11 protein-coding genes and 2 pseudogenes are annotated in these 15,073 nt (G+C 63.5%); 6 read left to right on the top strand and 7 right to left on the bottom strand.

Annotated elements, in window-relative coordinates:
- Positions 1 to 131 (top strand): annotated as a pseudogene (locus A5760_RS11225) (cutinase family protein); the annotation flags it as partial.
- Between the two features lie 59 nt (positions 132 to 190).
- Here the strand turns inward: A5760_RS11225 and A5760_RS11220 are convergent.
- Positions 191 to 970, bottom strand: a complete 780-nt coding sequence (locus A5760_RS11220) for an Rv3717 family N-acetylmuramoyl-L-alanine amidase (RefSeq protein ID WP_196772065.1) — start codon at positions 968 to 970, stop codon at positions 191 to 193.
- A gap of 130 nt (positions 971 to 1,100) precedes the next feature.
- On the opposite strand from A5760_RS11220, the gene A5760_RS11215 reads away from it, so the two are divergent.
- Positions 1,101 to 2,270, top strand: a complete 1,170-nt coding sequence (locus A5760_RS11215) for an acyl-CoA dehydrogenase family protein (protein WP_064880638.1) — start codon at positions 1,101 to 1,103, stop codon at positions 2,268 to 2,270.
- On the opposite strand, the gene A5760_RS11210 is transcribed toward A5760_RS11215, so the two are convergent.
- From A5760_RS11210 to A5760_RS11195, 4 genes are all read right to left on the bottom strand, one after another.
- Positions 2,250 to 2,792 carry a TetR/AcrR family transcriptional regulator gene (locus A5760_RS11210; RefSeq protein WP_196772066.1) on the bottom strand — a complete coding sequence of 181 codons (543 nt, stop codon included), beginning with the start codon at positions 2,790 to 2,792 and terminating at the stop codon, positions 2,250 to 2,252. The two genes, A5760_RS11215 and A5760_RS11210, sit on opposite strands and share 21 nt — an antisense overlap.
- A 123-nt stretch (positions 2,793 to 2,915) precedes the next feature.
- Positions 2,916 to 3,461 (bottom strand): carboxymuconolactone decarboxylase family protein, encoded by a 546-nt coding sequence (locus A5760_RS11205; protein ID WP_064880635.1) that lies wholly within the window; start codon positions 3,459 to 3,461, stop codon positions 2,916 to 2,918.
- Positions 3,458 to 4,009 carry a carboxymuconolactone decarboxylase family protein gene (locus tag A5760_RS11200; protein ID WP_155764300.1) on the bottom strand — a complete coding sequence of 184 codons (552 nt, stop codon included), beginning with the start codon at positions 4,007 to 4,009 and terminating at the stop codon, positions 3,458 to 3,460. The genes A5760_RS11205 and A5760_RS11200 overlap by 4 nt, the downstream gene beginning before the upstream one ends.
- 269 nt (positions 4,010 to 4,278) lie before the next feature.
- On the bottom strand, positions 4,279 to 4,845 hold the full coding sequence (locus tag A5760_RS11195) for a C39 family peptidase (protein ID WP_231122611.1): 567 nt from the start codon (positions 4,843 to 4,845) through the stop codon (positions 4,279 to 4,281).
- 498 nt (positions 4,846 to 5,343) lie between these two features.
- On the opposite strand from A5760_RS11195, the gene A5760_RS27565 reads away from it, so the two are divergent.
- Both A5760_RS27565 and A5760_RS11190 read left to right on the top strand, forming a co-directional pair.
- Positions 5,344 to 5,472, top strand: coding sequence for a hypothetical protein (locus tag A5760_RS27565; RefSeq protein ID WP_269199178.1), 129 nt, complete (start codon positions 5,344 to 5,346; stop codon positions 5,470 to 5,472).
- Positions 5,409 to 6,276: pseudogene (locus tag A5760_RS11190) on the top strand (virulence factor Mce); the annotation flags it as partial. The gene A5760_RS27565 and the pseudogene A5760_RS11190, both read left to right, overlap by 64 nt.
- 116 nt (positions 6,277 to 6,392) lie before the next feature.
- On the opposite strand, the gene A5760_RS26125 reads toward A5760_RS11190, so the two are convergent.
- On the bottom strand, positions 6,393 to 6,626 hold the full coding sequence (locus A5760_RS26125) for a hypothetical protein (protein ID WP_082279438.1): 234 nt from the start codon (positions 6,624 to 6,626) through the stop codon (positions 6,393 to 6,395).
- Between the two features lie 84 nt (positions 6,627 to 6,710).
- Entirely contained in the window at positions 6,711 to 7,268 is a 558-nt protein-coding gene (locus tag A5760_RS11185) for a hypothetical protein (protein WP_231122610.1), read from the bottom strand.
- Positions 7,269 to 7,427: 159 nt separating this feature from the next.
- Between A5760_RS11185 and A5760_RS11180 the strand changes: the two genes are divergently transcribed.
- Together A5760_RS11180 and A5760_RS11175 are read left to right on the top strand one after the other, a co-directional pair.
- Positions 7,428 to 12,581 carry a DEAD/DEAH box helicase gene (locus tag A5760_RS11180; protein ID WP_064880640.1) on the top strand — a complete coding sequence of 1,718 codons (5,154 nt, stop codon included), beginning with the start codon at positions 7,428 to 7,430 and terminating at the stop codon, positions 12,579 to 12,581.
- A partial coding sequence (locus tag A5760_RS11175) for a helicase-related protein (protein WP_155764299.1) occupies positions 12,578 to 15,073 on the top strand: 2,496 nt, incomplete at its 3' end. The genes A5760_RS11180 and A5760_RS11175, both read left to right, overlap by 4 nt.

Raw genomic sequence — 15,073 nt, 5'->3', positions numbered from 1 at the left:
TCGCCGCACACGACACCTACGCCGACGACGGCGCCATGATCGACAAGGGCGTCGCCTTCGCCTCCAGCCACCTCGGTACGGGCGGGCCGGCTCCGGTCGCGTCGGCGGCGAGCGGCGGCTTCGGCGGCTGAATAGCCGGGCGGCTAGTCAGCGTTAGAAGCGCGTCGGGCACTTAGCTCAACCGCGCACGTCAGCGGGTCGCGCCTTTGGAGTTCAGAAAGGCGACGACGCCCTGGGTGACCGCGGCGGCATATTTCGCCCGGCCGTCCGGACTTTCCATTCGCGCCAAGTCATCGGCGTTTTTCATGTTGCCCAGTTCGACCAGCACCGCCGGGTACTGCGCCAGGTTCAGCCCGGCGAGGTCGTCGCGCCCGTACAGGCCGTCCGAGCCGATGTAGGTGGCCGGCTGTAAACCCGACTGAACCAAGGCATCCCGCATCGCGTGCGCAAGCTGCACGGCGGGCCCGGATTGGACGTCGCCCAGCGGCGGGCTGGAGTAGTTGACGTGGAATCCGCTGCCGGACGGGGGTCCACCATCGGCGTGAATGCTCACGATCGCGTCCGGGTGCATGGCGTTGGCCGCCGCGGCGCGTTGGTCGATGCACGGGCCGACCCCGCTGTCGCTGTCGCGGGACAGCTGGGTGTGAACGCCCATCTGACTCAGCGAATCGTTGATCAACCCCACCACCGCCCAGGTGAAGGCGTGCTCGGGATAGCCGTCGTCAGCGGCGGCCCCCGAGGTCTGACAGGGCTTGGTGCCGCCCCGGCCGTTGGGGACCTGCTGGTTGATCGACGCGTCGTTCACGGCGTTGTGGCCCGGGTCGAGGAAGACCGACATCCCGGCCACAGTGGCCACCGCGCGCGAGGCGGGCAGCAATGCGCCGGCGGTGACGATCGCCGGCATGACACCGGCGATCTTCAGGACGTCGCGGCGTGCGACGGATCGCAGCCCGCCCGGCCGATCACTCACCGCGCGATGGTAGCAATCGGCATCGCGAGGACGCCCCGACGGCGGGTAAAAACGGTGCCGCCGAGAGTCATTCGCGGTGAGCCATCCGTCCAGATATCGACATACTAAAAAGTATGTTACGGTCACGGGCATGTCCGTGGTCGAGACCCGCCCGCTGCACGGCGTAACCGACGAATTCGTTGCGCGCCTGGCCGATCGCGCCGAGGAGGCCGAGCGATTGCGGCGCCTGCCCGCGGCCACGATCGACGACTTCCGGCAGACCGAGCTGTTCCGGTTGTTGCTGCCGGCCCGGTTCGGCGGCCTTCAAGCCTCCTTTCCCGAACTGCTGCAACCGATTCGGCGCATGGCACGCGGCTGCGCATCGAGCGCGTGGACGCTCGGTTTCTACGCGCTGCACAACTGGATGCTGTCGCTGTTCGATCCGCGCGTTCAGGACGAGGTTTTCGCGTCGGGACCCGTGCTGGCGCCCGCTCCCCTGGCCCCTACCGGCCGCGGCGTACCGGCCGACGGCGGAGTGCGGCTGACCGGACGCTGGTCCTGGGCGACGGGCGCGATGGATGCCGATTGGATGATCGTCGGCGTGCTGATCGAACGGCCGGACCGGATCGATCCGGCGCTTGCCGTGGTGCCCGCCGACCAGGTGGAGGTCGTGGACACCTGGCACACGGCCGGCATGCGCGGCACCGGCTCGCACGATCTCGTCATCACCGACGCCCTGGTGCCCGAGCATCGATTGGTCGCCGTGGCCGACATCTACGGCGGCACGGCACCGGGCGCGCGTGAGCACGGGGTCCCGACCTACCGATGGCCGATGGTTCCGGCGCTGGCCTTGACGGCGGCGATGCCCGTGCTCGGGACCGCGGAGCGGGTGACCGAACTCTTCGCCGAACGGCTCAGCGGGCGCGTGCTGGCCTATAGCGGGGTGGCGCAGAAAGATCAGCCCGCCGCGCAGATCCGGCTGGGCGAGGCCAGGGTGCGGCTGAGCTCGCTGCGGGCGCTGGTCGCCAAGACGGCCGACGATATCGAGACGATCGTGGTCAGCGGCGAACGGGTGAGCCGATCGGTACGGGCCGACGCACGGCTGGCGGCCGCGCGCACCGTGCACGAAAGCCGGGCGATCATCGCCGATCTCATGGAAGCCTCCGGTGCCGGCGCACATTTCTTGTCGAGCCCCATGCAGCGGGCCAAGCGCGACGTGGACATCGCGGCGGGGCATGTGGTGTTCGATTACGACACGAGTCGAGAGTTGGCCGGGGCGTTGGCGATTGGCGCGAAAATCTCACCCATCGCCATGGTCTGAGGGCGCTGTTTTCGGCTCCGTCAGCATGAGGTCGAGGAATCGTTCTCGTTGGGCCACCGCTTGGGCCTGCTCGGCGGAGTCGGTGAGGTGCAGCAGTCCGATGCCCGCGGCGAAGGTCGCCCCCGCGCGCAGCGTGGCATCCTCGGGGCTGAAACCGTAGTCGCGGTAGGCCTTTGTCACCGTGCGAAGCAGGCGACCGTCGGCTGCGCGGACATTGCCGGCGGCGATCGGGTCTAACCGAGCCCATTCGCGCATCGCCCGCTCCAGCATCCAGGCCTGGGGACTTACCAGGTTGATCATCATGGCCGACAAGCGTTCCCGGGGTGGCAGCACATCAAGTTCGGAGAGCGCCTGACGGCCGCGTTCAAGGAATTTGTTCCACGACTCGACCAGTGCGGCCCGATACTGCTCGATGTCCTCGAAGTGCCAGTAGAAGCTGCCGCGGGTGACGCCGGCCTGCTGGCAGAGGCGTTCGACCTTGAGTGCGCGCACTCCCTCTTCGGCAAGCACGGTGTAACCCACTTCGAGCCAGTCCTCGGCCGACAGGCGGGTCGACGGCTGCTTTCGCACCACCACCCCATGGACATTACGGGAGGCGTCCCTGGTCGGAGGGAAGATTAGGCAATCTCGATAACTACTTTTCCCTCACCGCGTCGGCGGGACGGGGAGTCGGGCCGTGTCGTCGAGGTCCACGTCGAGCGCGTTGAGCATCAGCGCCAGTCCGGAATATCGGCCGATGATCATCAGCGCTTCGACGGTGGCCTCCGAACCGAGGGCCTGGTGCACCTGGTCGAAAAGCGGGGCCGCAACGCGGCGGGTGGTCACCAGTTCCGTCGTCAGTCGCAGCACCGCCAGCTCGGTGGCGTCGAATGGCCCTGTTTGCCAATCGGACTCGGAGGTGATGACGTCGATGGTGGCGACGTCGACACCCACCGTTTGCGCGACGTCTTTGTGCTGGCCGAGTTCGTAGGCACAGTCCATGAGATACGCCGTGCGCAGCACGATCAGTTCGCGAAGTCTTTTGGGCAGCACCGCGCTGGTGAGGGCGGCGTCGCCGGCCACCATCCAGCCGGTGAACACCTTCTCGGCGTTGGCCAGTGCGCGGTAGACGTTGAGATTGCCCCGCCGCGCGGTCAATTCGCGGGCGAGTTCGGTCATGTCTTCGGGCCGGCGATACGGGATTCGGGTCACCTGGTCAGGCCCTCGTCGGGGCTGGAAGAGGTCGGGGTGTCGATCTCGAGGTCCACGGCGTTGAGCACCAGTGCCAGGCCGTAGTAGCAGCTGACGATCATCAACAGTTCGGTGAGCGCCTCGTCGCCGAGCAGGGTCTGGGCTTTTGCGAAAGAGTCGTCGCCGAGCCGGCGGGTGGTGCACAACTCGGTGACGGTGTCGATGACGGTGCGTTCGTCGCCGCTGAATCCGGCCGCGTCCAGATCCCCCTTGTCGAGCAGGGCGTCGATCTGTTGGTCGGTGAGCCCCGCGGTGCGGCCGAAGATCACGTGCTGGGCCAGTTCGTAGGGCGAGTCCTGCAAGTGGCCCACCCGCAGGATGATGATTTCGCGCAGCCGCGGGGTGAAGGTCGGGCTTTTGAATAGTTCGCCCGTCATCTGCGCCCATCCGTCGAAGATGTTGGGGGCGTTGGCGAGCAGTCGGATCACGTTGAGCGTGTCGGGGCGTGCGATGGGCTGTTGGATCCGCTCGGGTTGCCGGTCGGTGTTGACGAGAGGCATTCGCGTCATCCGCGCGAGTCCCTTTCTCTTCTAGGAAGGATTCCTCGACTGTAGTGAACACCGCTGTTCGGAGGTATAGAGCGTTGCCGAAACTGCTAGCTCATGTGCTATCGCTTTCGGGCTCTACCCGCGGACTCGACGGCGCTGTCACGGCTACCGATATGAGAGCTATTGCCCAGTGGGCCAACCATCGGCAGTTCTGGTATCCCGCCGGACCCGCAACCGTAATTCTTCGATTGCGTTTGATTGCAAGTTATTTCGCTTCGGGCCGCCGACCGTCACTTGGTGACGATAGCGGAGTTGTAGTTAGGGGCCCACGCCTGCTCGAAGACGGCGATAGGAACGTGCTCGTCGCGGCCGGTACTGATGCCGCTGTCGTTGAGATGCACCACACCGGCCTTGCTGTCAATGCCGGTGACCACCACGAAGTGGTTTGCAGAGTTCCGCTTCCCGGGCCGGTTCCAGATTGTTTCGGCATTGAGAATGACGATGACCTTGTGGTTTCCCCCCAGCTTGCGCGCCACGGCGGCGGTATCGGTCTGAATGTTCTCGGCTCTTATCCAGTAGTGCCACAGCAGTACCGGAAGGTCGGCGATCTCGGTGGTGCCCGTCGGCTTCCAAATCGGTTTGTGACCCGCTGTGCTCGGTGTGTTTTCGGCCAAAGTGATCATCTGCTGTTCGGTTGGCTCGCGTCCCGTAATCTGGCCGACCACATCGGCCACCGCCATTTCCCCACAGTCGGAAGCGTGTTGTTCGCGCCAGTAGGGCGCGGCGGCGACGGGATCGCCATACATTCCCAACTCATGGTCGGCGTCGGGGACGGGAGCGCCCGGGTTGGCGTGCACCCCGGCGGCCAATATCACCGGCGACGCTGCAACCGCGGACAACAAAACGACCCGGCCGAGCGTTCGTGCGACGCTGGTGACCTTTGTCCGCGAGGTGCTCGTCATGGGTGTCCGCTCCGGGGCCGCCGCGACGGCTTATAGATGTGAGGAAGAAGGCTTCAGTTTGTCGCCCTGGACGGAGATTTAACAGAAACTTGGCGAAAATACCGTACCGACACGCCGCATCGGCTTCCGGCGCGGGAGCGTTGGCAAGTAGTTGAAGCACGTTGAGCGTGTCGGGACGTGTCAGCAGCCGCCGGATCTGTTCCGGTTGCTCGTCTGCTTTGGGCAGGAGAATTCGCGTCATCCGCGCGAGTCCCTTTCTTGTCCAACAGGATTCCTCGACTGTAGTGAACGCCGCTGTTCTTAGGTATAGAGCATTGCCGGAAACCGCTAGCACATGGGCTAGCGCGTTCGGGGTTCACTCACGTACCTGGCGCCTCTGGAACTCAGCTCACCTTGTCCAGCCGGAAGGCCAGCGAGATCACCAACGCTTTGTTGATGCCGCAGGCACCGCTGTCGCCCGTGGTCTGCTACACACCGGACCTGGCTTCGAGCAAGAGGTTTCGCGGCTACTGGATCAACTGAAGCCGACGCTGCCGGTGTTCCTGGCCAACCTGTCCACCATCGGCCAGATCGGGTGACGTATCACCCGGCGCTGGAGCAGCTGCTGGTCCTGCTCCCCCCGTCAGTCGCGGCCTACGGGTCCTACCGCGTCACCAACAACCCGACCGGCCTGGCGGTCGGCGGCTTCACACTGACCATCGCCGATTCGCCGGCGTGCACGGTGGGGTTCCTGCCGCCGTCGCAATGGCGCTCGCCCGCCGACACGAGTGAGGCCGACACCCCCGACAATCTCTACTGCAAGCTTCCCCAGGATTCGCCGATCAGCGTGCGGGGCGCGCGAAACTACCCTGCATCGGCAAGCCCGGAAAGCGCGGGCTCCCACAGTCGAAATCTGCAATAGCGGCAAGGAGTACGTGCCTCTGGCGGAGAGGCAGCACGCTCTGGGACCGTATCCACTCGACCCGAACCTGCTGTCGCAGGGGCTGCCGCCGGATGACCGGGCTGGTATCGAGGACAGGACTTTTGGCCCGGTGGAGGGGACGCCCTTGCCGCCGGGCGCGGCGCCCGCTGGAACACCGCCAGGGCCGTCGGCGCCGGGTTCGCTCAACCAGCCGCCAACAGCGCCACAGCCGGGTGCCGTGCCAGCGGCGCCAAGTGCGTTCAACTCCAACAGTTCTGGTGCGTCGCCATCAGTTTGCGGTGCTGCATTACAACCCGCGTACTGGGCGGTATGTGGCGCCCGATGGGCAGATGTATCGGCAGTCGGATTTGGTGAGGTCGAAGGCGGCGAAGACGTGGAAGGACATGCTGGTGAGCCAGAGCTGAGGCGGACAGGCCCGGCTGAGCATCCACCGGTCAGGCCTAATCCTCCGTAGGGGCGCGTGGTGCGACAGTTGTGTTTGATTTACGCCATTTAAGCGAAGCTATGCAGCCTGGCAGCTTTAAAGTTCACCAAACGCATCATGGATCAGCTTCACCAAGGTCGCAGCATGTTCTCGGTCGAGCTGAATCGACTGTGACACTTTGTTGGGTATCTGACGCTCGTCAGAACCATACGTATCGAGTTGAAGAAAAGTCTGGCCGTCGACGATGAATGTCCGCCAACCACACAAGACTGGCTTGTGCACACCGTTCCTGTCAGAACCAACTTGCTGAAAATCGCCAATTAGCGCCATCGAGCCTCCCCTCCGTCGTGGGTACAACCTGACTATCGGCGAGCCAACTCGATGCTGCATCCGAATTAAAGGAGTGTCGCTTTTTCATTCCATATCTTGTTCGAGCATGGCTCCGTGTAGATCTGCCAGTGCATCCGCAGGGTGCAAGAAGCGTGTCACCGAGTACTTTAGGTGAGTTTCAAGAGACTCAATCAACGCTTCAGCCGCCTCAACCACCTCCGCAACTGAGTGATGCTTAATGGTTGCCTCGAAGGCTCGGCTGAGTAAGGGCAGCGCGCGCTTGGCGTCGATCTTCGCGCGGTGGGCCAATCCACGTCCGTCGCGGCGCTCGGCTGCCGTATAGCCGGCCGCGGCCATCTCTTCAGCTGATGCGATCGACTCGAAGTCGGTGACTGCACCCCGCGCGAGCCGATAAAACGAATTCTCGCGATCTCGGGTTTCAGGGTCTGGCGCCATAGACGGGTGCAGTTTGAGGAAGCGTCGAACCTGCCAGTCCGCCCATTTGGTCCTGGTCCATCTCTTGACGGTTTCGGCGCCCTCATTGACCTGCTCCCGGCCATGTTGGACCGCGCCCAACGTCAGGTCGGCAAGTTGGCGTGCTTTGATACCTCCAGCTTCCGTCCACCGCTGAAAAATCCCCATACATCAGACTTTATGTCTGTCGGCAGACGAAGCGGATCCTTCTCCTACAGGTTTCTACAAGGACGCTTGCAAGTACCTCACGAAACGCCTGCAAGGTGTCGTATCTCGGATGTATCGTCTCCTACGTTTAGAGAGGCTATGCAAAGCAAGGGGGAGCCCATGGACGCCTTCGGTGTCCTCGCAGAGGTTCTCGAGGACTACGAATCTTTCGTCAAAGGCTTCCTCGACATCAAAGACGACCAGATCCGGGACAAGGTCGAGAAGGAAATTGAGGGTGGCCTCCTCTGGCCAGAACCATGGCTAGCGCTTAACCCGGCGTTTGAATCCGGTGGCACGGTCAGCGAGCTCGTCGAGCAAGGGACGCTTCATCCGGACGCAACCGCCATTTTCCGCGCCAAGACCGAGCAAGATCCGACCGGTAAAGAGATAGCCTTCCACCGCCATCAGACGGACGCCTTCGAAATCGCCAACCGGCGCGAGTCCTACGTTCTCACCACCGGCACCGGCTCCGGCAAATCGATGTCCTACATCGTGCCGATCGTCGACCGCGTTTTGCGCGAGGAATCAGGCAAGGGCGTACGAGCGATCATCGTCTACCCGATGAATGCTCTAGCCAACAGCCAGCGCAACGAGCTGGAAAAATTTCTTGGAAAGACGAACCAGAAGGTCACCTTTGCCCGATACACGGGGCAGGAGAACCGGGAGGAGCGTGAGAAAACACTCGCGTCTCCCCCGGACATTCTGCTGACTAACTACGTCATGTTGGAACTCATGCTCACCCGCCCGAACGAGCGAAAGCGCCTGATCAACAGCGCGGAGAAACTCTCATTTCTTGTGCTGGATGAGCTTCACACCTACCGCGGGCGCCAGGGCGCTGATGTGGCGATGCTGGTCCGCCGTTTACGTGACGCGGTGAAGTCAGACGAAGTCCAATGCATCGGCACCAGCGCAACCCTTGCCGGCCCTGGAACAAAAGCCGAGCAGCGTCAGCAGGTGGCCGACCTGGCGACCAGAATCTTCGGTGTCGCCATCCCCGCCGGCAACATCGTCGGAGAGACACTGCGCCGCGCAACAACAGGCGAGGCTGATCCAAGTGCACTAAAGACACGGCTGACCACGGGTGCCCCCGCCGAATGGGAAGAACTAAAGAAAGATCAGCTGGCGATATGGACCGAGCAGCACTTCGGCCTGCACACCGACGACGAGGAAAAGCTCGCGCGGCGTTCTCCCTCCAAGCTGAGCGATGCCGCCAAGAAACTTCACGACGAAACGGGCGTCGATGAGGCGGTTTGTCGAGCGAAATTGCAGGCTCTACTGCTTGCCGGCTCCCGAGTACGAGATCCCCAAGGCCGCGCCCTATTCGCCTTCAAGCTTCATCAATTTATCGGCAAGGGCGACACCGTCTACACCACCCTCGAACCGCCAGCGAAGCGCTTCCTCACTACGCAGTATCAGCGCAGTGCACCCAACCGTCCTACGGGTCAACCGTTGTTCCCTCTGGCATTCTGCCGCGAGTGCGGCCAGGAATTCCTGGTTGTCAATCTGGAGCACGGCGGTGACAGCTTCAGCCCGCGCATCCCGAATTCCGACTTGGTCGAACACCCGGAGGCGGACGGCCTGCTCTTTCTGACCGAAACGCCGTGGCCGGATCCCCAGGACCCTGCGGTGCTCGAGCTGGTTCCTGAGGATTGGGTAGTCGCCAGCGGGAGCGGAGGAGTTCTAGATAAAGCCCGAATCCCCAAGCTGCCCAAATCGTTACACGTCGATCAATTCGGCACGATCACCGACGACGGCATGCCGGTGGCGTTCTTTGAGCGCCTCGAATTCTGTCCGTCGTGCAAGACGAGCTACGAGAGCAGCCGCCAGTCTCAGTTCTCCCGCGTCGCCAGCCTTGGGACAGAAGGCCGCGCGAGCGCCGTAACAGTTTTGTCCCAGTCGGTCGTCAGAGCGCTCAGAGAGGGTTTCGGGCTCGACGACGAAGCGCGAAAGTTCCTCGCGTTCAGCGATAACCGTCAGGACGCGAGCCTTCAAGCCGGGCACTTCAACGACTTCGTGCTGGTCGGACTCATCCGTTCGGCCCTTTATCGCGCAGCTTGCGAGTATCAGAAGCGGAATCCCGACGAACCGCTCACCGACGAAAATCTCGGACCCGAGGTGGTCAAGGCACTAAGCGGAGAGAGCCTGAAGTTCTTCGCCCGCGATGAGGACACCGCGGACGAACACATTCCACGAAAGAAGATCGCTCGCGCACTCCGCGATGTCGTCACCTACCGCTTATGGGCCGACCTTAAACGCGGTTGGCGCATCACCATGCCCAATCTGGAACAAACCGGACAGCTACGCCTGGCCTACGACGGCGTTGAGCAGCTGGCCGCCAACGACGCCAAATGGGCGAGCTGCGGGGAACCCCTCGCGAGCGCTAGCACCCAGACTCGGCAGCAGGTGATGAACGTCCTTCTCGACGAACTTCGCAGAAACCTATGCATCGATACGGAATTCCTCACAGACGAGAAATTCGATGCTGTCAGGCGTGCAAGCAAAGACTGGTTGAAGGATCCCTGGGCCATCTCCGATGACACTGGCACATACAGCGGCCTCGCTTACCCAGGCAGCCGACCGAAAGGCGTGGCCGGGATCGGGGCCGACCTCTACGTGTCCGGGCTGGGAGCGTACGGGCGCTGGCTGCGACGGCCGAACCGCTTTCCCGGCTTTCAGCATGTACTCAAAACGGCCGACGCCCAAGCTCTCATCGAAAGCCTGATGGAGGTCATGGCCAATGCTGGGGTCTTAGTACGTGTTCCAGTCCGCAAGCGGCCCACGGGCTATCAGCTCCGTGCCGACCTCATCGCCTGGCATCCCGGCACAGGAGAACATCGGGCGCCCGATCCGATCCGAAGCAATCAAGACAAGGGCAGGGTGAACCCCTACTTCCGTGCGCTCTATGCCGAGACCGCCAAGGCGCTCGTCGGCTTGCAGGCCCGCGAACACACCGCGCAAGTCGAACCGTCCAAACGTCAGAAGCGGGAAGAGGAGTTCAGTGAGGCCCGGCTTCCTGTGCTGTACTGCTCACCCACGATGGAGCTCGGCGTCGACATCAAGAGCCTCAATGTCGTTGGCATGCGCAATGTTCCGCCTACTCCCGCCAACTATGCGCAGCGTTCGGGACGTGCCGGCAGGTCGGGTCAACCGGCAATCGCCCTGACGTATTGCGCCACCGGGAACGCGCATGACGCGTACTACTTTCGCCGCAGCCAGGATATGGTCGCCGGAGCGGTAGCTCCGCCCCGGTTGGAACTCGGCAACCAGGATCTGGTGCGCGCACACGCCCACTCGATCTGGCTGGTGAAATGCGGTCTGGACCTCAAAGCCAGCATGGTCGACCTTTTGGAGATCGACCAGCCCGGCCAGCCATTGCGCGCCGAAGTACTCACGACGATCAGCTCCCCGTCGAGTCGCAGCGCCGCCATCGCCGCCATCACCGAAGTCTTGACGGCGACCACAGAGGTGACCACGGCTCCATGGTGGACTGATACCTGGATCGCCGACACCGTCGATCAGGCGCCGACTCGGTTCAACCACGCCGCGGACCGATGGCGGGGGCTGTACAACGAGGCGCAGACCGAGCTCGACCAGGCCAACACGACCCTGAAAACCATCGGCGCATCTGAAAGCTCGAAACAACGTGCCCGCGGCCGTATTTCAGAGGCCCGCGCAGCTCTCGACCTACTCAAGGGCCAGGTCGATGACGTGCTTCAGGGTGACTTCTACACCTACCGCTACTTCGCCTCGGAAGGCTTCCTGCCCGGCTACTCGTTCCCGCGGCTTCCACTCTCGGCCTTCATTCCGGCAGAGCGCCGCACCCGAAGTGGTGGTGAAGGCGACTTCATCCAGCGGCCCAGATTCATGGCGATCAGCGAGTTCGGTCCCGGAGCCTTTATCTACCACGAAGGCGCACGTTACGAGGTCAACCGTGTCAGCCTGCCCGCCCGTGACGATGGCACCGGCGTCAACATCACCGAGATCAAGCGCTGCAACGCCTGCGGGTATCTCCATGAATCCACCGAACCCGATCTCTGTCAGCACTGCGGTGCGCCGTTCGCACCGGAAAGCACGATGGCCAACTTGATGCGGCTACTGTCGGTCAAGACGCGCCGACGTGACCGGATCAGCGCCGACGAGGAGGAACGCCAGCGCGCCGGACACGAAATCGTCACCACCATTCGCTTTGTGCCACATGGCGTTCGGGCCGGACAACTCACCAGCACCATCACCGAGGGTGGGCACAAACTCGGCACGATGACTTATGGCGACACCGCGCTGATCCGTCGGATGAACGTTGGTTTGCGCCGCCGCAAGGACAAGGATGTCCGCGGTTACGTGCTCGACACCGTAGAAGGTCGCTGGTGCAAAGAGGCCGACCTGGCCAAGAACGTCCACGGCGAGGCACCGCGGTATCAGCGCGTGATCCCCCACGTCGAAGACCACCGCAACGCGCTGCTGCTGCACCTGGACCCCTCGATCGGAACAGATCAGCGGATGGCCGCAATGTATGCACTCAAACGCGGGATCGAGGCGGTCTACCAGTTGGAGGGCTCCGAGTTGGCGGTAGAAGCACTGCCGAGCAACACCGGTGACCACGCCTGGTCGCGGTTGCTGTTCTTCGAGGCCGCCGAGGGCGGCGCCGGCGTGTTACGCCGCCTCGCCACCGAAAAGGGACAGCTCACCCAAGTAGCCCGAAAAGCATTGGAAATTCTGCACTTCGACTCAGATACCGGCGAGGATCTGCGACGTGCACCACATGCGATCGAAGACTGTGCGCAGGCCTGCTATGACTGTCTGCTTTCCTACAGCAATCAATGGGATCACCAGCACCTCGACAGGCACTCGGTGAAGGATCTGCTTCGGCGACTAGCGGCCTCGAGCGTTGGGGTCGGAGCGGGCGGCGAAGAACGAGCCGAGCAACTCGCACGGCTAACGGGCGCTTGCGACAGCGAGCTGGAGAAAAAGTTCCTGGAGCTGCTCGAGCAGCACGGCTACCGGCTACCCGACGACGCACAAAAGATAGTCGAGGGCTATTACGTGCGGCCCGATTTTGCCTATCACACCGACGGGATGGACGTTGCAGTCTTCATCGATGGGCCGCTGCACGACTCCGAGCATCAGCGTGAGAAGGATGACCGGGTGCGCGTGAGGTTGGAAGACGAAGCCGGCTGGTTGGTCTTGCGCTTCCATCACGACGACACCGAATCCGGCTGGCTCAAGACATTCGCCGAAAACAGCGGCATATTCGGCGATGCGAAGGACACAGCATGACGACGGTCGCCTATCCCCCCGGGGCACTGGTCCACTCCCGCGGCCGGGACTGGCTCGTGCTACCCGGCTCGCCCGAAGGCACGCTCCTTGTCCGGCCCCTCGGCGGCCACGAGCACGAAACAACCGTGCTGCTACCCGATATCGACGACTTCAGCACAGCCACCTTCGAGCCCCCCACCGTCGACGACCGCGGCGACGCAGGCCGGGCCCGCTTACTACGCGACGCCCTGAGACTGTCCTTCACTGCCAGCGGCGGCCCCTTCCGGTCGTTCGCGCGCCTCGCTGTGACACCGCGTAACTACCAGCTGGTTCCGCTGATGATGGCGGCCAACCAGGACGTCACCCGGCTGTTGATCGCTGACGGCGTGGGCATCGGTAAGACGGTCGAGGCCGGACTGATCGCCGCCGAGCTGCTGGCCACCGGTGATGCCCAGCGCCTGGCCGTCTTGTGCTCACCCCAGCTGGCCCCACAGTGGCAAAGCGAGCTTCGGCACAAGTTCGGCATCGACGCCCAGCTGCTGCTGCCGTCTACCGTCAACCGGTTGATGCGTAGCGTTCCGTTTGGCTCCAACGTCTATCAGCATCATCGGTATCTGGTGATCTCCACCGACTTCATCAAGCAGAAGTCCCGCCGCGACGAATTCGCTTTGCACTGCCCGGAATCGGTGATTGTCGACGAGGCCCACACCTGTGTGACACCCGCCGGTGTCGGCAAGGCATCCCAGGCCCACTTGCGGTACGCATTGCTGCGCAAACTCGCCGACAAAGCCGACCGGCACCTGGTGCTGCTGACTGCGACACCGCACAGCGGAGACGACACCGCTTGGCAGTCGCTGATCGGCCTCCTCGACGATCGGCTCGGAAGCTTACCGGCCGACTTGTCAGGGCGTGACCGCGAAGACGACCGCAAACTGCTCGCCAAGTACATGATCCAACGCCAGCGCGCCGACATCCGCGAATACCTGAACGAGGACACCCCCTTTCCGGAACGGGAAACGACCGAAACCGCATACAAACTCACCGCCGGATACCGCCAACTGTTCGATGACGTGATGGACTACGTCCGTGAACAGGTAGCCGATCCCAAACTCAGCGCGGTGCGCCAACGCGTCCGATGGTGGTCGGCCATCGCGTTGCTGCGATGCTTGGCCTCCAGCCCGGCCGCCGCCGAACAGACGCTGCTTAACCGCTCCGCCGTCGCCGCCTCCGAAGATGAGAACGAGGTGGACGCCTATGCCGAACCTCGCGTGCTCGACACAGACCTCGACGACGCGCTAGAAGCCCAGGACGTCACCGTCGGCGCCGACACCGGCGACATCGACGAGCCCGACACGAAGGCACGAAAACGCCTGCGCGAGTTAGCGACAGCAGCGGCAGCCCTCAAGGGCCCCAGGTCCGACGCCAAGCTCAAGCGGCTCATTCCGTTGGTGAAGGAACTGCTCGACCGGGGCTACCACCCCATCGTCTTCTGCCGCTACATCCCCACCGCCGACTATCTCGCCGAGCACCTGGGCTCGGCTCTGGCGAAGGTCAAAGACCTCACGGTCGACGCCGTCACGGGCACCCTGCCACCCGAGGAACGCGAATCCCGCGTCCATACGCTCACCGCCCACGACGGCCCCCGGCTGCTCATCGCGACCGACTGTTTGTCCGAGGGCATCAACCTGCAGGACGGCTTCACCGCAGTCGTCCACTACGACCTTGCGTGGAACCCCACCCGCCACGAGCAACGCGAAGGCCGCGTCGACCGGTTCGGCCAGCAAGCCCCCACCGTGCGCACTGTGACCTACTACGGCGAGGACAACGGCATCGACGGCCTCGTCCTAGAGGTTCTCATCCGACGCCACGAGAACATCAAGCGCAGCATTGGGGTCGCGGTGCCGATCCCGGTGGATTCCACCACCGTGATGAAGGCGATCTGGGAGTCACTCCTATTGCGGGGCAAAGAAGCCGAACAGCTGACTCTGGACTTCGCCGAGGCGACCTCCAAGTCGCTAGCCGAACAGGTCGAGGTCGAATGGACCAACGCAGCCGAACGAGAGAAGGTGTCGCGGTCGCGGTTCCGTCAAGCCGGACTCAAACCCGACACCGTCGAACAGGCGCTGACCGACGTGCGACGCGCCCTGGGCGGCCCGGCCGACGTGGAAACCTTCACCCGCACAGCCCTATCGCTGATGAGCGCCTCCATCAGCGACACCGACGACGGGTTCACCGCGGTCATCGAAGCCCTGCCCGCTGCGGTGCGCGACCAACTCCCGCCCACCAAGGGCGGTCGGCTGCACTTCCACCGGTCACTGCCGGTCCCCATCGGTCACAGCGTGCTGACCCGAACCGACACCACGGTGGACGCCTTGTCCCGCTACGTCCTCGACGCTGCGCTCGACTCCCGGCTCGACCCGGCGGCCCGACCCGCACGCCGCGCCGGGGATGGTGATCTCCAGCCGGTACCGCACCATGAGCAATGTCGTGACCTTGCCGACCGCGCGGGTGCG

It is taken from the genome of Mycobacterium colombiense (genome assembly GCF_001665835.1).
Lineage (GTDB): Bacteria > Actinomycetota > Actinomycetes > Mycobacteriales > Mycobacteriaceae > Mycobacterium > Mycobacterium colombiense_A.
Note: the sequence above shows the minus strand (reverse complement) of the source record. Positions and strands in the feature narration are given on the sequence as shown.